Origin of the sequence: Streptomyces lasiicapitis (assembly GCF_014646335.1) — a bacterium.
Classification (GTDB): Bacteria; Actinomycetota; Actinomycetes; order Streptomycetales; family Streptomycetaceae; genus Streptomyces; species Streptomyces lasiicapitis.
Genome location: NZ_BMNG01000005.1, coordinates 288,203 through 309,514 on the forward strand (window position 1 = coordinate 288,203; position 21,312 = coordinate 309,514).

Below are 21,312 nucleotides of genomic sequence, written 5' to 3' on the forward strand. Positions count from 1 at the left end.
CACCCCCGTGGGGCGCCCCCGTGGCGCGCCCCACGAAGGCTCGGGCCTACACGGCCCGCAACAGCACCGCGGGCTGCTCCACGCAGTCGGCGACGAACCGCAGGAAACCGCCCGCCGTACCGCCGTCGCACACCCGGTGGTCGAAGGTGAGCGAGAGCTGGACGACCTGACGCACCGCCAACTCCCCTTGGTGCACCCATGGCTTGGGCACGATCCTGCCGACGCCGAGCATCGCCGCCTCGGGGTGGTTGATGATCGGAGTGGAACCATCCACCCCGAACACGCCGTAATTGTTCAACGTGAACGTGGACCCCGTGAGTTCCCCCGGCGTCAACTTCCCCGTCCGCGCCGCCTCCGAGAGCCGGGCCAACTCGACGCTGAGCGACTCCGTGTCGCGGGCGTGCGCACCCTTCACGACGGGCACGACAAGCCCGCGGTCGGTCTGCGCGGCGAAGCCGAGGTGCACCTCGTCAAGCTGCACGACCTCGCGCGCGTCCATGTCCACGGTGGAGTTGAGCTCCGGGTAACGGGCGAGCGCGGCGGTGCAGACGCGGGCGAGGAGCGCGAGCAGCGAGACCTTCGGCCCGCCCGCCTCGTTCATCGCCCGACGCGCGGCCATCAGCTCCGTCGCGTCGGCGTCGACCCAGCACGTCGCGTCCGGTATCTCACGACGGCTGCGCGCCAACTTGTCGGCGACAGCGCCACGTACACCGCGCAGGGGAATCCGCGTCCCTCGTCCAGAAGCCCCGGTCGCCGCGGGCACCCCGGCCCCAGTCGCCACAGTCGCCCCAGGAGCCCCGAACGTCGCCCCGATCCCCGGCACCACCGACCGCGCCGCGGCGGACGCCGACGCCGGCCCCGCGATCGGCGCGACCGCCGCCGCCGAGGCCCGCATGGCGTCCTCCACGTCGGCCCGCAGGATCAGACCGTCCGGCCCGGAACCCACCAACTCCCGCAGATCCAGCCCGTTCTCGCGCGCCAGCTTCCGCACGAGCGGGGAGATCACCGGAACCGGACCGTCCCCGCGCGCGGGAAGCCCGTCCGGCAGGGAAGCAGAAGCCGCGTCAGCCCCGGCCCCGGAAGCGGGCAGAGCCCTCGAAGCAGCCGCCGCCCCAGCAGTGGCCGCCGCCCCGGCATGAGACCCGGCGCCAACACCGCCACCCGCGCCCGAAGCGCCCGCGCCCGCGCCGACACCCCCGCCCGCAGGCCGCACCCTCCGCCGCCGAGCAGGCGCCGCCGCTGTGCCATACCCCACAAGCACGTTGCCCGAAGCCTCGTCACCACCGGCCCCGGACGCACCCGCGTCCACGGGCCGGGCGGCGGACGCACCGGCAGCCGGGGCGGACGACACACCGATGCCCGACGCAGAGGCAACGCCGTCCAGAGCGTCAGCAGACGTCCCCACGGCCACCGTCAACAACGGCGCCCCCACGGGCAGTTCCGTCCCCTCCTCGCCGAAGCGGGCCGTCACCACACCCCCGTACGGACACGGGACCTCGACCATCGCCTTGGCCGTCTCGACCTCGACGACCGGCTGGTCCACCTCGACGACGTCGCCGACCTGCACCAGCCAGCGGGTGATCTCCGCCTCCGTGAGCCCCTCGCCGAGGTCGGGCAGCTTGAACTCGAGGACCTGTGCCATCAGCTCTCCGCCTCCCACTGCAGCCGTGCCACCGCGTCCAGGATCCGGTCGACGCCGGGCAGGTGGTGCCGCTCCAGCATCGGCGGCGGATAAGGGATGTCGAGCCCGGCGACCCGGAGCACCGGCGCCTCCAGGTGGTGGAAGCACCGCTCCGAGACGCGGGCGGCGATCTCCCCGCCGGGGCCGCCGAAGCCGCCCGACTCGTGCACCACGACCGCGCGACCCGTGCGCCGCACGGAAGCGGTCACCGTCTCGTCGTCGAAGGGCACCAGCGAGCGCAGGTCCACGACTTCGAGGTCCCAGCCCTCGGCCCGCGCCGCCTCGGCGGCCTCCAGGCAGACGGGCACGGACGGGCCGTACGTCAGAAGCGTGGCGCTGCGGCCCGCTCGCCGCACCACTGCCTTGCCGATGGGTTCAACGGCCGAGGGCGCGTCCGGGTTCCAGTCGGCCTTGGACCAGTACAGCCGCTTCGGCTCCAGGAAGACGACCGGGTCGTCGGAGGCGATGGAGGCACGCAGCAGGCCGTAGGCGTCGGCGACGGTGGCGGGCGTGACGACGTGCAGCCCCGGCGTCGCCATGTAGTACGCCTCGGAGGAGTCGCTGTGGTGCTCGACGCCGCCGATCCCGCCGCCGTACGGCACCCGGATGGTGATCGGCATCGGCATCCCGCCCCGGGTGCGGTTGCGCATCCGCGACACATGCGAGATCAACTGCTCGAAGGCGGGGTACGCGAACGCGTCGAACTGCATCTCGACGACGGGCCGCAGCCCGTACATCGCCATGCCGACCGCCGCCCCGAGGATGCCCGCCTCCGCGAGCGGGGTGTCCGTGCAGCGGTCGTCGCCGAACTCCTCGGCGAGCCCGTCGGTGACCCGGAAGACCCCGCCGAGCGTGCCGACGTCCTCACCGAGGACGTGCACGGACGGATCGTCGGCCATCGCGTCGCGCAGCGCGCGTCCGAGCGCCTGCCCCATGGTGGCCGGTTTCACGGCGACAGTGGTCATCGGGCCGCTCCGTCCGTCTGACCGGCGCCGCCGTCGGACTCGTTCTCGGCCTCCAGCTCGGCCCGCAACTGGGCCGCCTGCTCGCGCAGTTGGGAGGTCTGCTCGGCGTACACGTGCGCGAACAGGTCCATGGGGTCGAGGGCGGGGTCCCGGTTCATGCGCTCCCGCAGATCGGCGGCCATCGCTTCGGCGTCCTCGCGCACCGCGCTCCTGCGGTCCTCGTCGAGCAGCCCGCGCGCGGTGAGCTCGCGCTCCACGAGCAGCACCGGGTCGTGGTCGCGCCAGGCCTCGACCTCGGCGTCCTGGCGGTAGCGCGTGGCGTCGTCGGCGTTCGTGTGCGCCTCCATCCGGTACGTCACGGCCTCGACGAGCGTGGGGCCGCCGCCCTCACGCGCGCGGCGCACCGCTTCGGAGAGCACCTCGTGCACCGCGACCGCGTCGTTGCCGTCGACCAGGCGGCCCGGCATTCCGTACCCGACGGCCTTGTGGGCCAGGGACGGTGCGGCCGTCTGCTTGGCGAGCGGCACGGAGATCGCGAAGCCGTTGTTCTGTACGAAGAAGACCACCGGCGCCTGCCAGACGGCGGCGAAGTTGAGCGCCTCGTGGAAGTCGCCCTCGCTGGTGCCGCCGTCGCCGACCATGGCGAGCGCGACCACGTCGTCGCCCTTGAGGCGCGCGGCGTGCGCGAGGCCCACGGCATGCGGGAGCTGGGTGGCAAGGGGGGTGCTCAAGGGGGCTATGCGGTGCTCGCGCGGGTCGTACCCGGTGTGCCAGTCGCCGCGCAGCAGCGTGAGGGCCGCCACCGGGTCCAGGCCGCGGGCGACCGCCGCGAGGGTGTCGCGATAGCTGGGAAACAGCCAATCCTGCGCGCGCAGGGCCAGCGCGGCGGCGATCTCGCACGCCTCCTGGCCGGTGCTCGACGGATAGACCGCGAGCCTCCCCTGCTTGGTGAGAGCGGTCGCCTGCGTGTTGTAACGGCGGCCGCGCACCAGCTCGCCATGGAGGCGCAGGAGCAGCTCCTGGTCCGCCTTGCGGGCGGCCTCGGTGCCGAGCACGCGATACGGCTCCACGTCCGGCAGCAGCGGCGCGGGGTCGGTCCTGAGCTGCCATGCGGGGGGCGGGGCGGGCCGGTAGGCGCCCCGCTGCTCCATGACCGTCATGACGGCACCTCCTGGGGGGAAGCGATCTCCTCGTGGGAGCGGCAACAGAGGCACGCCGGTGTGATGCGCCTCACCTACCGATTGTTCGGTCGTCGGCACATTTTGGCTACAGGCACCTCCAGGCTGTGGACAAACGGTTCTCCACAGCCTGAGATGAACGCAGTACGTCCATGGTAAGGAGGCGGGGGGACATGGCACCTGAACGAATGGCCGAAGGGAACGAGGCGGGCCGTCCGGAACCACAGCCGCGCCCGCTCGACCCCATCGACCGCGACATCCTGCAGATACTGCACACGGACGGTCGCGCGTCGATACGCGCCGTGGCCGAACGTGTGCACGTCTCGCGGGCCAACGCCTACGCGCGGATCAACCGCCTCATCGACGACGGCGTGATCCGCGGCTTCGGCGCCCGCATCAACCACGAACGGGCCGGCCAGGGCGCGTCCGCGTACATCACCCTGAAGATCGTCCAGAACACCTGGCGTACGGTCCGCGAGCAGTTGCGGACCCTGCCGGGCGCGTCCCACATCGCGCTGGTCAGCGGCGACTTCGACGTACTGCTCCTGGTGCACACACCGGACAACCGCGCGCTGCGCGAGCTGGTGCTCACCCGCCTCCAGGCCATGCCCGAGGTCCTCAGCACGCGCACGCTGCTGGTCTTCGAGGAGGACGACCTGGAGGTGGAGGGCTAGAGCGTGTCGGGCTGGAGGTCCGCGACAGCGGGCAGGCCGTCCGCACGGAGGCCTGAGAACGCCAACTGCACGACTGCGTCGGCGACTTGCGCGCCATTGGCCGCGTTGCGGGCCTCCGGGCGGTACCACTCCACAATGGAATTGATCATTCCGAAGAGCAGCCGGGTGGCGAGCCGCAGCTCGATGTCCGAGCGCAGGTCGCCGTCCGCGACGGCCTCCTTGAGCAGCTCGGCGACCTCGTGGTCGAACTCCCTGCGCCGCTCGAGCGCCCACCGCTCGGTGTCCGTGTTGCCGCGCACGCGCAGCAGCAGCGTCACATAGGGCAGCTCGGCGACCAGGACCTCGACGGTGCGGCGCGTGACGTACTCCAGGCGCCGCACCGCGCTGCCCACGCGCGCGTGCTCCTCGGCGAGGATCCCGAAGAGGCCGTCGAGCGCCCGGCTCACCGCGCGGCGCAGCAGCTCCTCCTTGCCCGCCACATGGTGGTAGATCGACGACTTGGAGATGCCGGCCGCCTTGGAGAGGTGCTCCATGGAGGTGCCGTCGTAGCCGCGCTCGTTGAAGACCCGCACGGCGACGTCGAGGAGGGTCTCCGGGGTGTAGGTGTCACGCCGGGCGTTCATGCGTGGTCCTCCTTCGCGGCGGCGGCGCGCAGCCCCTGGGAGGCCGCGTAGCGCCCCGTGGGGTACTCGTCGTGCAGGTGGTCCAGGGCCTCGGTCACCCAGCACAGGCCGAGGTCCGCACCCCAGGAGAGCGGTCCGCGCGGGTAGTTGACGCCCAGGCGCATCGCGGTGTCGATGTCGTCCGCGTCGGCCACGCCCCGGGCGACGGCGTCGTGGGCGAAGTCCACGAGCATCGCGACCGTACGGGCCACGATCATCCCCGGGGTGGCGCGTACGACGCTGACCCGCTTGCCGAGCGCCTGGAAGAGGCCCACCGCCGAGCCGAGCGCCTCCTGGCTCACGCGGGCCGCCGGGGCGAGGGCGATCCTGGTGGCCGTCCCGTAGTCCAGCGCCAGGTCGAACTGGATCGTGGGCTGCGCCGCGGTGTCGGGGGACGAGCCGTCGGCCAGGGCGAGACGCGTGCCGCCGGGCAGCTCGATCCAGCCCGGGAAGTCCGGGTGCCCGGAGTCACCGGGCTGCCCGCGTTCCACGCGTACGCCCGCGGCCTCGATGAGCGGGATGAGCGCGGCGGCCTGGAAGAGCTCGCCGTGCAGGGTGACGGACCGGGGCGCCGCCTGGGGCTCGGCGGTGTGGGGTTCGGCCTTCTCGGCGCCGTCCCCGTACGCGTACCAGCCCTGGCCCGACTTGCGGCCCAGGCGGCGGGATTCGACGAGGCGTCGCTGGGCGAGGGACGGCGTGAACTTGGGGTCCTGGAAGAAGGACTCCCACACCGAGCGCGTGACGGCTTCGTTGACGTCCTGGCCGATGAGGTCCGTGAGCTCGAAGGGGCCCATCCTGAAGCCGCCGCACTCGCGCAGGACCGCGTCGATCGTCGCGGGGTCGGCGGCCCGCTCCTCGTGCACGCGCAGCGCCTCGGCGTAGAAGGGCCGGGCTATGCGGTTGACGATGAAGCCGGGGGTGTCGGCGCAGCGCACCGGGGTCTTCCCCCAGGCCTTCGCGGTGTCGTACGCGCGCGTGGCCGCCGTTTCGTCCGTGGCGAAGCCGCTGACGACCTCCACCAGGGGCAGCAGGGGCGCGGGATTGAAGAAGTGCAGCCCCACGAAGCGCCCCGGGTGCTTCAAGGCGCCCCCGACGGCGGTCACGGACAGGGACGAGGTGTTCGTGGCGAGCAGACAGCCGTCGCCGACGACCTCCTCCAGGTCCTGGAACAGGCGCTGTTTGACGTCCAGTTGCTCCAGGACCGCCTCGACGACGAGCTCGCACCCGGACAGCTCGGCGAGGCTCTCGACGGCCCGCAGGCGGCCCGCGGCGGCGTCACGGGCGGCCGCGTCGACGCGGCCCTTCTCCACGAGGCGGTCCAGGCGTGCGGTGATCGCGGCGGCCGCCGTCTTCGCGAAGCCGGGCGCGGCGTCGTACAGCCGCACGGGGTGGCCCGCCACCAGCGCGACCTGGGCGATGCCCTGGCCCATGGTGCCGGTGCCGACCACGGCAACGGGGCTGCTGAGATCGAGTGCTGTCATGCTCGCGATCCTCCCGCACAGGGGTCTCGGCCAGGGGCTCGGGGTGGCCGGAGGGGAGGTTTTCCACAGGTTCGGCAGACCCCCTTGTACCGACCGATCGTTCGGTTACTCTAGCTCTGTCCAGCCGTTCCCGCACAGTCCCTGCCCAGCTCGCCGGCTCGAAGGAGAGCTGGCTCGACGAGGAGTTGGTCCCTCATGGCCGCCGAACTCACCGCGCACACGCTGATCGCCAAGCACCGGCCCACCCTCGACCAGGCGCTGGAGACGATCCGCACGCGCGCGTACTGGTCGCCCCACCCCGAACACCCCAAGGCCTACGGCGAGAACGGAAGCCTGAGCCTCCCCGAAGGCAAGGCGGCCTTCGAGGCCCTCCTGAACAACCGCTTCGACCTCGACCAGCCGGGCACGGACGACTGGACGGGCGCGGAAGTCTCCCCCTTCGGCCCTGAGTTGGGCATCACGTATCCGCACCCGGACGTGGACGCGCTGCTGCCGGCCATGCGCGCGGGCATGCGTGCCTGGCGCGACGCGGGCGCGGAGACGCGCGCGATGGTCTGTCTGGAGATCCTTTCGCGCATCAGCGCCCGCACGCACGAGTTCGCCCACGCGGTCATGCACACCAGCGGCCAGGCCTTCATGATGGCGTTCCAGGCGGGCGGCCCGCACGCCCAGGACCGCGGCCTGGAAGCGGTGGCGTATGCCTATGCCGAGCAGTCCCGCACTCCCGGCTCCGCGGAGTGGACCAAGCCGCAGGGCAAGCGCGACCCGCTCGCCCTGACCAAGCGCTTCACGCCCGTCGGGCGCGGCATCGCGCTCCTGATCGGCTGCAACACCTTCCCGACGTGGAACGGCTATCCCGGCCTCTTCGCCTCCCTGGCCACCGGCAACCCCGTCCTGGTGAAGCCGCACCCCCGCGCGGTGCTGCCGCTCGCCCTGACGGTGCGCGTGGCCCGCGAGGTCCTGAGCGAGGCCGGTTTCGACCCAAACCTGGTCGCGCTCGCCACCGAGCGGCCCGGCGAGGGCATCGCCAAGACCCTCGCCACCCGCCCCGAAATCAAGATCATCGACTACACGGGCTCGACGTCCTTCGGCGACTGGCTGGAGACCAACGCCCGCCAGGCGCAGGTCTACACGGAGAAGGCAGGCGTCAACACGGTCGTCGTCGAGTCGACCGACAACTACAAGGGCATGCTGTCGAACCTGGCCTTCTCCTTGTCGTTGTACAGCGGCCAGATGTGCACCACCCCGCAGAACCTGCTGATCCCCCGCGAGGGCATCACGACGGACGCGGGCAAGAAGTCGTACGACGAGGTGGTCTCGGACCTCGCGGGCGCGGTGGACGGCCTGCTCGGCGACGAGGCCCGGGCGAACGGCATCCTGGGCGCCCTGGTCAACCCGGACGTGAAGGCCCGCCTGGAGGCGGCCCCCGGGATCGGTGAAGTCGCCCTCGCCTCCCGGGAGATCAGCAACCCGGAGTTTCCGGACGCCGTGGTGCGCACCCCCGTGATCGTCAAGCTGGACGGCGCCAAGCCGGACGCCGAGGCGGCCTACCTCAGCGAGTGCTTCGGCCCCGTCTCCTTCGCCGTGGCGGTCGACTCGGCGGCGGACGCGGTGGAGCTGCTGCGGCGCACGGTCCGCGACAAGGGCGCGATGACCGTCGGGGCGTACACGACCTCCGAGGAGGTGTCCTCCGCCGTCGAGGAGACCTGCCTGGAGGAGAGCGCCCAGCTCTCGCTGAACCTCACGGGCGGCGTCTATGTGAACCAGACGGCGGCCTTCTCGGACTTCCACGGCTCCGGCGGCAACCCGGCGGCGAACGCCGCGCTGTGCGACAGCGCGTTCGTGGCCAACCGCTTCCGGGTGGTGGAGATCCGCAAGGACGCCTGAGCCGGTCGGTCCGGCGCGGGCGCACGACCCAGGGAACACGTCCCCGGGAGCACGGGCTCAGACCTGGGCTCCCGGGGGCCGTCCCGAGGACCAGTGGAAGAGCGTCATGCCGACGCTCGTCGCGAGGTTGTAGCTCGACACCTGCGGCCGCATCGGCAGCGACACCAAGTGGTCCGCGCGGGCGCGCAGTTCGGACGAGAGGCCGCTGCGCTCCGACCCGAAGGCGAGCACGGCGTCGTCGGGGAGCTTGAGGCCACGGATGTCCTCGCCCTCCGCGTCGAGGGCGAACACCGGGCCCGCGGGCAGCTCGGCGACGTCCACGCGCTCCACCGCCGTGGCGAAGTGCAGGCCCGCGCCGCCGCGTACGACGGTGGGATGCCAGGGGTCGAGCGTGCCGGTCGTCACGACACCGGTCGCGCCGAAGCCCGCGGCGAGCCGGATCACCGCCCCGGCGTTGCCCAGGTTCCGCGGATCGTCGAGGACGACGACGGGAGCGGGCCTGGGGGTGTGCGCCAGCACCTGAAGGTTGGCGGTGCGTGACGGACGTACCGCCAAGGCGGCCACTGCCGTGGGGTGCAGCCGCGGCACGAGGGCGCGCAGCGTCGCGTCGTCGGTCTCGGCGAGCAGCGCGTCCAGGGCGGCGGCCACGTCCGGTGCCAGGTCCGCCGCAAGGGCGAGGACGGCGGCCTTGTCGCTGGTCAGCGCCACGGGGATGCGGGCACCGAAGCGCAGCGCGTGCTTCAGGGCGTGGAAGCCGTCGAGGAGCACGGAGGTGTCGGCGAGGCCGCGCCAGGCGCGCAGCGGGTCTTCCGGGGGCTGTTGCTCCGCCGGGAGCCCCTCGACCCCGGCCGTGCCGCTCACACTCATGCCCCGAAGCCTACGCGCGCGTCCTCCGCGGCCTCCTGGGCGTGCTTCTCCTCGCCGCGCGACCCCGGAAACGCATCCCCGCGCGCAAGACGCGGCATACGTGGCAAACGCCGCACCCGAGAGAGCGGCGTACGGGAAATCAGCCCTCTACGCGCGCGTGCCAGCCGGCCGCCGAGGCGTCGCAGGAACGACGTCGGCAGGAAGACCGCGTCGGCGGCGATCATCGCGAGCGAGAAGAACGGCAGCCCCAGGACGATGGCGATGACGGCGTGCTCGAAGATCATCGCCGCGAGCAGGACGTTCTTGACGCGCCGGTTGAACAGGGTGAACGGGAAGGCGACCTGCACGGCGACCGTCCCGTAGGTCACCAGCATGACCAGCACGCCGTGCGAGGTGAGGAGGTCGGCGAGCGCGGGCCAGGGGGAGAAGTAGTCGAGCTGGAGGGGGTAGTAGACGGCCGTGCCGTCCTGCCAGCGGCTTCCCTGGATCTTGTACCAGCCCGCGGTGGCGTAGATCAGGCACGCCTCGACCATGATCACCAACAGGGCGGCGTTGTGCGCGAGGTTGGCGACGACGTCGAGCAGCACCCGCGCTTCGCTCCGCGGCGCGCGCCGCGAGACCACCCACCACAGGCCGTGCGCGAGCCACAGCCCCCAGAAGAGCACCAGCCAGAACCCGCCGAGCTCCCCCATGAACGTCACGACGGACAGCGCGAGGCCGAGGACCCACCACAGCACCGGGCCGACGCGGTCGTCACGACCGGCCCCGTCGAGGCGTGCCGCGCGGCGCGCGTCCAGGGACCAGACCTGGCCGCACCGCGTGAACACCAGGTAGATCGCCATCAGATGGATGACGTTGTCGCCGCCGTCGCCCATGAAGATGCTGCGGTTCTGCAGCGACAGCACGCCGATCATGAACAGCACGGACATGGTGCGCGTGCGCCAGCCCACCAGCAGCAGGGCGCTGGAGACGATCGCCAGGAAGTAGACGATCTCGAACCACAACCGGCCGTCCGACCACATCAGCGCCGTGAAGGCGTCATTGGCGGAGATGAGCTGCCGGGCCATGTCCCAGTTCCACGGCCCGTCGGGCCCGTACAGCTCACGCCGGTGCGGCAGTTCGCGCAGCAGGAACATCAGCCATGTCGCGGCGAAACCGATGCGCACGATGGCGGTCTGGTACGGGCCGAGGGCGTGCGCCGTGACGCGCTGCACGGCACGGGCGAACGGTTCGAAGCGGGACGTCAGGCGCCCGCCCGCGTGGACGGACCGGGCCACCGGGTGCTCCCCATCAGCGCGGGTCACCGGGCGCCCTCCGTCCGATCGGCGGCCACGTCTCTCCGCGCCCGGTCCTCCCCGGCCAGCGGCAGGTCGGCCGGGGTCACCGACCACCACGGCAGCACCCGCAGCACCGGCTTGGTGTTGATCTTCTCGTCGCTCCACTCCGGTGGCCGCACCGCCGTGGTTCGGGACCGGACCTGCACCTGGTCGAAGGCCTCGCCGCGGGCCAGCGGCTCGTGCCGGTTCAGGCGCAGCAGCACGATGCGGCGGATGTAGCGCTCGGACAGCTCGCCGCGCAGACCGGTGGGACGATTCTGCGCGTCGTGCGTGGCCACGAAGAAGTCCCAGCCCCGGCGCAGCTCGTTCTGCTGCGTGTGGCTCGGCATCAGGTTGTGGTCGATGGCGGCGCCGTCCTGCGCGGACAGGTCGTACCAGCGTGTGGTCCGGCCGACCCCGTCCGCGGTGCGGATCTGCGCGCGGACCTGCACCGCGACGTTCTGCTGCAGCGGGTTGGGCGCGAACAGTTTCCAGTTCTGCTCGAACTCCGGATACACCCAGTCGTCCACGGTCCCGCCGTGCTTCTTGGTCACGGTGTTCGACGGCGCCACGTGCAGGAACAGCATCCCGACGTGGACGCAGACGCCGACCACGACCGCGGCGAGGACGAGGGCGGCGACGACTTGCGGGCCTCGGGAGAGGGCGGCGATGCCGGATTCCGGCTGGGCGGGGGTGTCGTCGGGCCCGGTGGGGGCCTGGTGGGGCCCGGTGGGGGCGTGGTCGGGCCCCGTGGGGGCGTGGTCGGGTGGGGCGGGGGTGCCGCCGGCCCCGGCGGGCAAGGCCTCAGGCCGGGCAGGCACCGCATCGGGCACCGCGGGCGCGTCATCGGGCTCGGCGGCCCCGCCGCCCGAACCCTTGTCGTACGCGTCCATCTCGCCCCGTTCCTCGACCCCACGACCGAACCCTGCCGCCGGAACGGTACTCAGGCCCGCCCGCCAGGCACAGCGTCCCGGAGGTTATCCACAGGGTTGACACCTTATGGCGAGGCGCCGCACCATTGAATTCCCACGAACCGAACGATCGGTCGGTAGGTCGCCGGTTTCGCGGGGATGCCGAGGCATCTGACACCGAGAGTTGCCGGGACACTGCCCGAGGTCGAGGGGGACCGAGATGGCGACAGCGCACCAGCCGCCCAGTACGGCGCCGCACCACCCAGCGGCAGGCGCCGCGGACACCGCCGCGCCGGCGCTGGAGTCCGCCTTCGACGCGGCCGTGGCGGCCGACGAGCGCATCGAGCCGCGCGACTGGATGCCGGACGCCTATCGCGCCACGCTCGTGCGCCAGATAGCGCAGCACGCCCACTCCGAGATCATCGGCATGCAGCCGGAGGCCAACTGGATCACGCGCGCGCCTTCCTTGCGCCGCAAGGCGATCCTGATGGCCAAGGTCCAGGACGAGGCGGGCCACGGCCTTTATCTGTACAGCGCGGCGGAAACGCTCGGCGCGAGCCGCGACGACCTGCTCGACAAGCTCCACTCCGGCCGCCAGAAGTATTCGTCGATCTTCAACTACCCCACCCTGACCTGGGCGGACGTAGGCGCGATCGGCTGGCTCGTGGACGGCGCGGCGATCACCAACCAGGTCCCCCTGTGCCGGTGTTCGTACGGCCCCTATGCCCGCGCGATGGTCCGCGTCTGCAAGGAGGAGTCGTTCCACCAGCGCCAGGGGTACGAGCTGCTGCTCGCCCTCAGCCGCGGCACACCGGCGCAGCACGCGATGGCCCAGGACGCCGTGGACCGCTGGTGGTGGCCGTCCCTGATGATGTTCGGCCCGCCGGACGCGGAGTCGTCGCACTCCGAGCAGTCGATGATCTGGAAGATCAAGCGCCACTCGAACGACGAGCTGCGCCAGCGCTTCGTGGACATCTGCGTCCCCCAGGCCGAGTCCCTCGGCCTGACCCTGCCGGACCCGGACCTGAAGTGGAACGAGGAGCGCGGACAGCACGACTTCGGAGCGATCGACTGGAGCGAGTTCTGGTCGGTCCTCAAGGGCAACGGCCCGTGCAACGAACAGCGCATCACACAGCGCAGGCGCGCCCATGAAGAGGGCGCCTGGGTGCGCGAGGCAGCGGCCGCCCACGCCGTCAAGCACAGCGAGCGCAAGGAGGCGACCGCATGAGCAGCTCGACCGAATGGCCGTTGTGGGAAGTGTTCGTGCGCTCGCGCCGCGGCCTGTCCCACACCCACGCGGGCAGCCTGCACGCCCCGGACGCCGAGATGGCGCTGCGCAACGCCCGTGATCTGTACACGCGCAGGAACGAGGGCGTCTCCATCTGGGTAGTGCCGTCCACGCAGATCACGGCCTCCTCACCGGACGAGAAGGACTCCTTCTTCGACCCGTCCGCCGACAAGCCCTACCGCCACCCGACGTTCTACGACATCCCGGAAGGAGTGAAGCACCTGTGACCCCGACACCAGTGTCCCCCGCGTCCCCGGGGGCGGGCCCCGCGCCCACGACCACCGAAGCCCCGGCCCTCCACGCCGCGGCCCTCGCCCTGGGCGACGACGCGCTGGTGCTCTCGCACCGCCTGGGTGAATGGGCGGGCCACGCCCCCGTCCTCGAAGAAGAGGTCGCCCTGGCGAACATCGCGTTGGACCTGCTCGGCCAGGCCCGCGTGCTGCTCTCCCTTGCGGGTGACGAGGACGAACTGGCGTATCTGCGCGAGGAGCGCGCCTTCCGCAACCTCCAGCTCGTCGAGCAGCCGAACGGCGACTTCGCCCACACCATCGCTCGCCAGCTCTACTTCTCGGTGTATCAGACCCTTCTGTACGGCCAACTGGCCGACACCGACAGCCTGTTGGCCCCCCTCGCCGCGAAGGCCGTCAAGGAGGTCGCCTACCACCAGGATCACGCCGAGCAGTGGACGCTGCGGCTCGGCGACGGCACGGCGGAGAGCCACGAGCGGATGCGGCGCGGCCTGGACGCGCTGTGGCGGTTCACCGGAGAGATGTTCCAGCCCGTGCCGGGCCTGGACCTCGACTGGCAGGGCATGCGCGAGCAGTGGACCGCCAGGGTCACCGAAGTGATCGAAAAGGCAACGCTCAGCGTCCCCGAGGGCCCGCAGAGCGGGGCGTGGACGGCCGGCGCGGGCCGCGAGGGCCTGCACACGGAGTCGTTCGGCCGGATGCTCGCCGAGATGCAGCACCTGCACCGCAGCCACCCGGGGGCGTCATGGTGACCACGGCCCCCCGCACCCCCACCGCCCTCGAAGCCGAGCTCAGCGCGCTGGCGGGCGCCGTGCCCGACCCCGAGCTGCCCGTGATCACCCTGGCCGAGCTGGGCGTGCTCCGCTCCCTGCGGGTCAGCGGCACGGGCCACGTCGACGTCGAGCTGACCCCGACGTACACGGGTTGCCCCGCCATAGAAGCGATGTCCGCGGACATAGAACAGGTGCTGCGCGAGCACGGCCGTGACGACGTCAGCGTGCGCACGGTGCTCTCCCCCGCCTGGTCGACGGACGACATCAGCGCCGAAGGCCGCCGCAAACTCGCCGAGTTCGGCATCGCCCCGCCGCGCCCGCACGCCGCCGACGGCCCGGTCCCGCTGTCCCTGACGGTCCGCTGCCCGAACTGCGGCTCGACGGACACGGAGCTGCTCAGCCGCTTCTCGTCCACCGCATGCAAGGCACTGCGCCGCTGCGTCTCGTGCCGCGAGCCCTTCGACCACTTCAAGGAGCTGTGATGGCGCGCTTCCACCCGCTCCGCGTGGCGGCGGTCGAGCAGCTCACCGACGACTCCGTGACGCTGACCTTCGAGGTGCCCCCGGCCCTCCGCGAGGAGTACCGGTACGCACCGGGCCAGCACCTGGCCATCCGCCGCGTGGTCGACGGCACGGAGATCCGGCGTACGTACTCGATCTGCTCGCCGGCGCCGTCCCCCCAAGCGGCCGGTGAGCCGCGGCGGTTGCGGGTGGGCGTGCGCGTGGTGGAGGGCGGCGTCTTCTCGACGTACGCGCACAAGGAGATCGTGGCGGGTGACGAGCTGGAGGTGATGACCCCGGCGGGCCGCTTCACCCTGGACCCGGCCCCGGGGCGGTATGCCGCGGTGGTCGGCGGCAGCGGCATCACACCGGTGCTCTCCATCGTCACGACGCTCCTGGAGCGCGAGCCGCGCGCCGAGTTCTGCCTCATACGCAGCGACCGCACGGCGGCGTCCACGATGTTCCTCGACGAGGTCGCCGACCTCAAGGACCGCTGGCCCGACCGCTTCCAGCTGGTGACGGTGCTCTCCCGCGAGGAGCAGCAGGCGGGCCTCGACTCGGGGCGCCTGGACGAGGAGCGGCTCACCCGGCTGCTGCCCGCGCTGCTGCCGGTCGAGGAGGTCGACGGCTGGTTCCTGTGCGGTCCGTACGGCCTGGTGCAGGGCGCCGAGCGGACGCTGCGCGCCCTGGGGGTGTCACGGCACCGCATCCACGAGGAGATATTCCACGTGGACGACGGCCTCGTGACGGCACCGGCCGTGCCCGCCCCGGCGGACAGCGCGGTCACCGTCACCCTGGACGGCCGCTCCGGGACCTGGCCGGTGCGGGCGGGCGAGTCCCTCCTGGACACGGTGCTGCGCAACCGCGCGGACGCGCCGTTCGCCTGCAAGGGCGGAGTGTGCGGCACCTGCCGCGCGTTCAAGGTGTCCGGCGAGGTCCGCATGGACCGGAACTTCGCCCTGGAACCGGAGGAGACCGAAGCCGGATACGTCCTCGCGTGCCAGTCGCACCCGACCACGGCCAAGGTGGAGCTGGACTTCGACCGCTGAGCGGGCATGCGGCTGCAGCTGCCGCTACGGCTGCGGCTGCGGCTGCGGCTGCGGGGCGCCCTCTAGCCGCGGTTGGGGCAGCGGGGCGCCGCCCTGCGCTCCCGCCGCCGCCCCCTGCTCCGGCGCGACTGTTCCCTTCCCGTAGAACCTGTTCTATCTTGACGACCCGTCAGAAACAGGACCCCGGACCGAGAGTCGGTGCCTGGGCCTGGGCGGGCCGACGAGACATGAACCGGCCGGTGCGGAGGGACAAGCAGTGGACTTCACCTTCACCGAGGAGCAGCAGGCAGCGCTCGAGGCGGCCAAGGCGGTCTTCGCCGGTGTCGCGCCGGACGGCGTGCCCAGTCCCGCCCTCACCCCGGGTGCGGTCGCCGAGGACTTCGACCGGGCGCTGTGGGCCAAGCTCGCGGATGCCGACCTGCTCAGCCTGCTCCTCGCGCCGGAGTACGGCGGGTCGGGCCTGGACCCCATCGCGCTCTGCCTGGTGCTGCGGGAGTCGGCGAAGGTGCTCGCCCGCGTTCCGCTCCTGGAGAGTTGCGCGGCCGCGTACGCCGTCCAGGCCTATGGCGCCGCCGAGTTGAAGGAGGCCGTGCTCGCGTCCGCCGCCCGGGGCGAGACCGTCCTGACCGTCGCGGCGAACGGCCGCACCGGACACGACGGCGCCGAACTCGCCGTCACCGCGCGCCCCGACGGCGACGACTGGATCCTGGACGGCGTCCAGACGGGCGTCCCGTGGGCCTACGACGCCGACTTCACCGTCGTACCCGCCACCGCCACCGCCACCGCCGACGACAGCAGCACGATCCTCGCCCTCGTGCCCCGCGCGTGTGCCGGGCTCGTCCTCGCCGAGCAGTTCTCCACCAGTGGTGAACGGCTGGGGGAGTTGCGCCTGGACTCCGTACGAGTGGGGGCCCGCGATGTCATCACGGCGGACGGGGCCTGGGACTTCCTGCGGGACCTGTTGGCGACGGGCACCTGTGCGCTCGCGCTCGGGCTCGGTACCGGCGTGCTGGGCATGACGAGTGAATACACCAGCAAGCGCGAGCAGTTCGGGTTTCCCGTCGCCACGTTCCAGGCGGTCGCGATGCAGGCCGCCGACCGGTACATCGACCTGCGCGCCATGGAGGTCACCCTCTGGCAGGCCGCGTGGCGGCTCAGCTCACCGGACCGCGCGGGCGCGGGCAACGGCGGGCCGCTTCCGGTGTCCGGGGATGTGGCGGTGGCCAAGATCTGGGCTGCGGACGGCGTACGCCGCGTGGTGCAGACCGCGCAGCACCTGCACGGCGGCTTCGGCGCGGACACCGACTATCCCCTGCACCGCTATCACGCCTGGGCCAAGCACCTGGAGCTGGCGCTCGGCCCGGCCGCGGCACACGAGGAGGCGTTGGGGGACCTGCTGGCCGCACACACCCTTGGCTGAGCGGTGCGGCCGGGCGCACGCCCGCGCTGAGCGCGGGCTAGATCACCGTGCCGGGCTGGCCCTTGTCGTCGACCACGGGCTTGCCCGAGGCCTCCCAGACCTGCATGCCGCCGTCGACGTTCACGGCGTCGAGGCCCTGCTGGGCGAGGTACATCGTCACCTGCGCGGAACGGCCGCCGGAGCGGCAGATCACGTGGATCTTGCCGTCCTGCGGCGCCGCCTCGGTCAACTCCCCGAAGCGGGAGACGAAGTCGCTCATCGGAATGTGCAGCGCGTCTGCCGCGTGCCCCGCCTGCCACTCGTCGTCCTCGCGGACGTCAAGGAGGAAGTCCCCGCCCGAGAGATCAGCGACTGTGACCGTGGGCACCCCGGATCCGAATTCCATGCCCCCGACGTTACCCGACCCCCGACACGACACGGCCACGCGTCCCACACCGCTCAGGCGGTGACCCGCTCCAGCTCCGCCTCGCGCTCCGCGACCTGCGCCAGGAGCTGCTCGGCGATCTCCTCCAGGAAGCGGTCGGGGTCGTCGGGCGCCAGCTTGAGCATCGAGCCGATCGCGCTCTCCTCCAGGTCCTGGGCCACGACCGTGAGCAGTTCCTTGCGCCGGGCCAGCCATTCGAGCCGGGCGTACAGCTCCTCGCTCGGGGTGGGCCGAAGCTCCTCGGGCACCGGGCCCGCCTCCCACTCGGCGAGCAGCTCCCGCAGCGACGCCTCGTCGCCGCGGCCGTACGCGGCGTTCACGCGCGTGATGAACTCGTCGCGGCGCTCGCGCTCCTTGTCGTCCTGCGCGAGGTCGGGGTGGGCCTTGCGGACCAGTTCCCGGTAGAGCTTGCGGACCTCGTCGCTCGGCCGTACCCGCTGCGGCGGGCGCACGGTCTGGTCGGTGAGCATCGCCGCGGCTTCCGGGAACAGCCCGTCGCCGTCCATCCAGCCGTGGAACAGCTCCTCGACGTCGGGCATGGGCAGCACCCGCGCCCGCGCCTCGTCCGCCTTGCGCAGGTCCTCGGGGTCCCCGGACCGTGCCGCCACGGCCTCGGCGATCAGTGCGTCCAGCTCGTCGAGGCGGGCGTACATCGGGCCGAGCTTCTGGTGGTGGAGGCGGGAGAAATTCTCCACCTCGACCCGGAAGGTCTCCACCGCGATCTCGTACTCGATGAGCGCCTGCTCGGCAGCGCGCACCGCCTTCTCAAGCCGCTCCTCGGGCCGCGCGGCCCCGTCAGGCCGCGCACCCTCCTCGGGCCGCGCAGGCTCCTCGGGCGTCTCGGGGCTCGTCGGCTCGGCTTCCGGGGTCGTCACCTGTCCAGCCTAGGCCACGACCCCCCTAGGACTCGGCGCGCAGCCGGCCCTCCCGCACCGCGGCGACGAGCTGGGCGTGGTCGGCCTCCGTGCGGTCGGCGTACGCCACCGCGAAGGCGGCCATCGCCTCGTCCAGTTCGTCGTTCTTGCCGCAGTACCCGGAGATGAGCCGGGGGTCGGCGCTGTGGGCGTGGGCGCGGGCGAGCAGGGCGCCGGTCATGCGGCCGTAGTCGTCGAGCTGGTCGGCGGCGAGGGCGGCCGGGTCGACGCTGCCCTTGCGGTTCCTGAACTGCCGTACCTGGAAAGGCCGTCCGGATATCGTCGTCCAGCCGAGCAGGAAGTCGCTGACGACCTGCATGCGCTTCTGGCCGAGGACGACCCGCCGGCCCTCGTGTTCGCCCGCGGGCTCCTTGAAGCCCGCCGCGGGCAGGTGCGGAAGCAGCGCGGAGGGCCCGGCCTCCTTGACCTGGAGGACCAGCGGCTCCCCCCGGTGGTCGAGAAGCAGCACCACATAGGAGCGCAGTCCGACGCTGCCGGTGCCCACGACGCGGAAGGCAACGTCCTGGATCGAATACCGCGCGAGGAGGGGCAGGCGGTCCTCCGGCAGGGTGGTGCGGTACTCACCGAGGGCGGCGGCAACCGCCGCGGCCTCCGCGTCCGGTATCCGCCGGAGCACGGGGGGCGCGTCGACGAAGCGCCGGGGAGTGGCGTGACCCGCCGGGGCCTCGGCGCCGGGAACCGGCTCGGTCGACTTGGCGGCGAAGCGGGCGCTCGTGTTCTGCCGGGCCTTCTCGGAGACGCGGTCGAGGGTGCCGAGCAGGTCGCGGGCGTCCGTGTGGGAGACCAGTTCCTCGTCGGCGATGGCGTTCCACGCGTCGAGGACAGGGAGCTTGGCGAGCAGCCGCATGGTGCGGCGGTACGCGCCCACGGCGTCGTACGCCGCTTCCTTGCAGGTGTCTTCCGTGGCGCCCGCCTCGCGGCCCGCGAGGACGAGGGAGGTGGCGAGGCGCTTGACGTCCCACTCCCAGGGGCCGTGCACCGTCTCGTCGAAGTCGTTCAGATCGATGATGAGGCCGCCGCGCGCGTCCCCGTAGAGCCCGAAGTTGGCCGCGTGGGCGTCGCCGCAGATCTGGGCGCCGATGCCGGTGAGCGGGGTGCGGGCGAGGTCGTGGGCCATGAGGCCTGCGGAGCCGCGCAGGAAGGCGAAGGGCGTCGCGGCCATCCTGCCGACGCGGAGCGGCGTGAGCTCCGCGAGCCGGCCGCGGTTGGTCTCCTCGATGACGGTGACGGGGTCCGGGCGGTGCTCGTCGACCGTGAACTCCGCGTGCGCGGACCGCGGGGTGCGGGTGCGCAGCGCCTTGCCCTCCTGCTTGGGCTGGACGTGCCCGGGCCGCTCGGTCTGTGCGTGCGCGGACGTCCCGTACGAAGGCCAGTGCGCGAAGCCCTCCACGCGGGGCAGGCGTCCCGCGCCCTGCCGCCCGTTCCCGCTCACGCCCGGTGTGTGAGTTGTCTCAGCCACGCCCATCGCCCCCGTCCACGGCCTTCAACTGGCATCGACGTTACCCCCGCCCGCGAATCCCCGTCACAGCCTGTGGACAACTCCCCACGGCCACCCGAGCCGACCCCTGCCGGTGACATACGTCACCACCGACCCGACCTCGACGGAGAGACAGGTGGAAAAACAGAAAGACCCCAGCTAAGCCGGGGTCTTTCATCTGTGCGCGAGGGGGGAGTTGAACCCCCACGCCCTTTCGGGCACTGGAACCTGAATCCAGCGCGTCTGCCTATTCCGCCACCCGCGCATGGGTGTTGTCTTTGGGTCTCTCACTGAGTGGTGCGAGCGCCTGCCGACATCGAGAAGATTAGCACGCTGGGGACGGTGGATTCACATCCGTATTCGGGGGGACAGGGTGGGGACCAGGGGCGGGCCCCGCCCCTGGTCCCCACGCCGGTGCCGCCTGCCCCACCGCCCCCGGCACCGCCCGGCACCGCCCGTCCGGCCACCCCGGAACCGGCCGAACCGCCCGCCTGACGCAACCAAGCCACGCGTCAAGTCCTCCTCCTAGGTCCACAGCCGCGTGCGGGACACTGGCTTCGGACCCCCTCTACGATCCCTAGTAAGAGGAGGCCCGAGCCAGGCCGGACACAGGCCCGGCGCGGGAACCCGGAAGGAGCCCACAAGGAGCCCAGGAGGAGCACGGAAGCAGCCCCGAGCAGGAGCGCGGCACGCATGTACGCGGAGCGAGCCGGACCAGGCCGGACCGAGCCGTCGGCACAGACACGACGGCGAGTGGACGGAGTCCCGGCCCGACCGGTTCCCACGGGAGTCCCTGACTGATCCCTGAAGATCGGCTACGGAACCCCCGGTGGAGCCCCGGGACCCCCCTGAAGGAACCCGGAGGATCGCGGAAGACCAGTGCGGGCATGCCTTGTGAGAGGCGACACTCGTGGTCTGGGCAGACAGGGGGAACCACCTGATTTCCCGGCGCGTGGATACGATCAGTAAGCAGTACGAGGATGACAACGACGGAGGAGGTGCCCCATGGGAGTCCTGAAGAAGTTCGAGCAGCGACTCGAAGGTCTGGTCAACGGCACCTTCGCCAAGGTGTTCAAGTCCGAGGTCCAGCCCGTCGAGATCGCCGGCGCCCTCCAGCGGGAGTGCGACAACAACGCGACGATCTGGAACCGCGAGCGGACCGTCGTGCCCAACGACTTCATCGTCGAGCTCAGCGCGCCCGACTTCGAGCGCCTGAGCCCGTATTCGGGGCAGCTCGGCGACGAGCTCTCCGGCATGGTGCGCGAGTACGCCAAGCAGCAGCGCTACAGCTTCATGGGCCCCATCAAGGTCCACCTGGAGAAGGCGGAGGACCTGGACACGGGCCTCTACCGGGTGCGCAGCCGCACGCTCGCGTCCAGCACCTCGCAGAGCCCCGACCACGCTCCCGGCGGCCCCATGGGCCCCGGCGGACCCGCCGCTCCCGGTGGCGGACCCACGAGCGCCGGCCAGGGCCCGCGCGGCGGCCAAGGCCACCCGCAGGGTCCCTCGGGCGCCCCTCCCATGCCCGCCGCGCCGCCTCCCGGCGCGGGCGCGGGCCGCGGCGCGGCAGCCGAAC

The 21,312-nt window shown here is 72.0% G+C and carries 20 protein-coding genes and 1 tRNA gene; 9 read left to right on the top strand and 12 right to left on the bottom strand.

The genetic code is table 11. The features are described from left to right. Window positions 1–46: 46 nt before the first annotated feature. From IEY91_RS42345 to pdhA, 3 genes are read right to left on the bottom strand one after another with little or no spacing between them, the layout of a single operon-like run. The gene (locus IEY91_RS42345) at window positions 47–1,642 is read right to left on the bottom strand and encodes a dihydrolipoamide acetyltransferase family protein (protein ID WP_189174049.1); all 1,596 of its coding nucleotides are present in this window, start codon (window positions 1,640–1,642) and stop codon (window positions 47–49) included. Then, window positions 1,642–2,646, bottom strand: coding sequence for an alpha-ketoacid dehydrogenase subunit beta (locus IEY91_RS12920; RefSeq protein WP_189174050.1), 1,005 nt, complete (start codon window positions 2,644–2,646; stop codon window positions 1,642–1,644). Before IEY91_RS12920 ends, IEY91_RS42345 begins: the two co-directional genes overlap by 1 nt. Further along, the gene (gene pdhA / locus IEY91_RS12925) at window positions 2,643–3,806 is read right to left on the bottom strand and encodes a pyruvate dehydrogenase (acetyl-transferring) E1 component subunit alpha (protein WP_189174051.1); all 1,164 of its coding nucleotides are present in this window, start codon (window positions 3,804–3,806) and stop codon (window positions 2,643–2,645) included. The genes IEY91_RS12920 and pdhA overlap by 4 nt, the downstream gene beginning before the upstream one ends. 191 nt (window positions 3,807–3,997) lie before the next feature. On the opposite strand from pdhA, the gene IEY91_RS12930 reads away from it, so the two are divergent. Then, entirely contained in the window at window positions 3,998–4,498 is a 501-nt protein-coding gene (locus IEY91_RS12930; RefSeq protein WP_189174052.1) for an Lrp/AsnC family transcriptional regulator, read from the top strand. Here IEY91_RS12930 and IEY91_RS12935 read toward each other — a convergent pair. Together IEY91_RS12935 and IEY91_RS12940 are read right to left on the bottom strand one after the other, a co-directional pair. Next, complete coding sequence (locus IEY91_RS12935) at window positions 4,495–5,121, bottom strand: TetR/AcrR family transcriptional regulator (RefSeq protein WP_164322824.1); 627 nt, start codon at window positions 5,119–5,121, stop codon at window positions 4,495–4,497. The genes IEY91_RS12930 and IEY91_RS12935 overlap by 4 nt on opposite strands. Then, window positions 5,118–6,641, bottom strand: coding sequence for a 3-hydroxyacyl-CoA dehydrogenase (locus tag IEY91_RS12940; RefSeq protein ID WP_189174053.1), 1,524 nt, complete (start codon window positions 6,639–6,641; stop codon window positions 5,118–5,120). Before IEY91_RS12940 ends, IEY91_RS12935 begins: the two co-directional genes overlap by 4 nt. 195 nt (window positions 6,642–6,836) lie before the next feature. Here IEY91_RS12940 and paaN point away from each other — a divergent pair, with 195 nt between their 5' ends. Beyond that, window positions 6,837–8,528: a phenylacetic acid degradation protein PaaN gene (gene paaN, locus IEY91_RS12945; protein WP_189174054.1), complete on the top strand. Its 1,692-nt coding sequence runs from the start codon at window positions 6,837–6,839 to the stop codon at window positions 8,526–8,528. Window positions 8,529–8,585: 57 nt separating this feature from the next. Here paaN and IEY91_RS12950 read toward each other — a convergent pair whose 3' ends face one another. From IEY91_RS12950 to IEY91_RS12960, 3 genes are read right to left on the bottom strand one after another with little or no spacing between them, the layout of a single operon-like run. Continuing rightward, window positions 8,586–9,395 (bottom strand): TrmH family RNA methyltransferase, encoded by an 810-nt coding sequence (locus IEY91_RS12950; protein WP_189174055.1) that lies wholly within the window; start codon window positions 9,393–9,395, stop codon window positions 8,586–8,588. Continuing rightward, entirely contained in the window at window positions 9,392–10,642 is a 1,251-nt protein-coding gene (locus IEY91_RS12955; protein ID WP_189174198.1) for an HTTM domain-containing protein, read from the bottom strand. Before IEY91_RS12955 ends, IEY91_RS12950 begins: the two co-directional genes overlap by 4 nt. Before the next feature lie 53 nt (window positions 10,643–10,695). After that, window positions 10,696–11,604 (bottom strand): DUF5819 family protein, encoded by a 909-nt coding sequence (locus IEY91_RS12960; protein ID WP_189174056.1) that lies wholly within the window; start codon window positions 11,602–11,604, stop codon window positions 10,696–10,698. Window positions 11,605–11,842: 238 nt separating this feature from the next. Between IEY91_RS12960 and paaA the strand changes: the two genes are divergently transcribed. The 6 genes from paaA (at window position 11,843) to IEY91_RS12990 (ending at window position 16,900) form a co-directional block, all read left to right on the top strand. Beyond that, window positions 11,843–12,850 carry a 1,2-phenylacetyl-CoA epoxidase subunit PaaA gene (gene paaA, locus IEY91_RS12965; protein ID WP_189174057.1) on the top strand — a complete coding sequence of 336 codons (1,008 nt, stop codon included), beginning with the start codon at window positions 11,843–11,845 and terminating at the stop codon, window positions 12,848–12,850. After that, complete coding sequence (gene paaB / locus IEY91_RS12970) at window positions 12,847–13,137, top strand: 1,2-phenylacetyl-CoA epoxidase subunit PaaB (protein ID WP_164322835.1); 291 nt, start codon at window positions 12,847–12,849, stop codon at window positions 13,135–13,137. The genes paaA and paaB overlap by 4 nt, the downstream gene beginning before the upstream one ends. Beyond that, window positions 13,134–13,910, top strand: a complete 777-nt coding sequence (gene paaC, locus IEY91_RS12975) for a 1,2-phenylacetyl-CoA epoxidase subunit PaaC (RefSeq protein ID WP_229696916.1) — start codon at window positions 13,134–13,136, stop codon at window positions 13,908–13,910. Before paaB ends, paaC begins: the two co-directional genes overlap by 4 nt. Next, window positions 13,904–14,413: a 1,2-phenylacetyl-CoA epoxidase subunit PaaD gene (paaD, locus tag IEY91_RS12980; RefSeq protein ID WP_189174058.1), complete on the top strand. Its 510-nt coding sequence runs from the start codon at window positions 13,904–13,906 to the stop codon at window positions 14,411–14,413. The genes paaC and paaD overlap by 7 nt, the downstream gene beginning before the upstream one ends. Then, the gene (gene paaE, locus IEY91_RS12985) at window positions 14,413–15,480 is read left to right on the top strand and encodes a 1,2-phenylacetyl-CoA epoxidase subunit PaaE (RefSeq protein ID WP_189174059.1); all 1,068 of its coding nucleotides are present in this window, start codon (window positions 14,413–14,415) and stop codon (window positions 15,478–15,480) included. The genes paaD and paaE overlap by 1 nt, the downstream gene beginning before the upstream one ends. A 256-nt stretch (window positions 15,481–15,736) precedes the next feature. Then, entirely contained in the window at window positions 15,737–16,900 is a 1,164-nt protein-coding gene (locus tag IEY91_RS12990; RefSeq protein ID WP_164322842.1) for an acyl-CoA dehydrogenase family protein, read from the top strand. Between the two features lie 37 nt (window positions 16,901–16,937). Here the strand turns inward: IEY91_RS12990 and IEY91_RS12995 are convergent, their stop codons facing one another. The 4 genes from IEY91_RS12995 to IEY91_RS13010 form a co-directional block, all read right to left on the bottom strand. Further along, window positions 16,938–17,267, bottom strand: coding sequence for a rhodanese-like domain-containing protein (locus IEY91_RS12995; protein ID WP_189174200.1), 330 nt, complete (start codon window positions 17,265–17,267; stop codon window positions 16,938–16,940). Window positions 17,268–17,338: 71 nt separating this feature from the next. Continuing rightward, entirely contained in the window at window positions 17,339–18,199 is an 861-nt protein-coding gene (locus tag IEY91_RS13000) for a J domain-containing protein (protein ID WP_164322844.1), read from the bottom strand. Between the two features lie 25 nt (window positions 18,200–18,224). Next, window positions 18,225–19,724: a DUF2252 domain-containing protein gene (locus tag IEY91_RS13005; RefSeq protein ID WP_189174060.1), complete on the bottom strand. Its 1,500-nt coding sequence runs from the start codon at window positions 19,722–19,724 to the stop codon at window positions 18,225–18,227. Window positions 19,725–19,917: 193 nt separating this feature from the next. After that, a tRNA-Leu gene (locus tag IEY91_RS13010) sits at window positions 19,918–20,001 on the bottom strand. Between the two features lie 740 nt (window positions 20,002–20,741). Between IEY91_RS13010 and IEY91_RS41785 the strand changes: the two genes are divergently transcribed. Then, the coding region (locus IEY91_RS41785; protein ID WP_229696917.1) for a DUF3662 domain-containing protein at window positions 20,742–21,312 on the top strand (571 nt) is incomplete at its 3' end.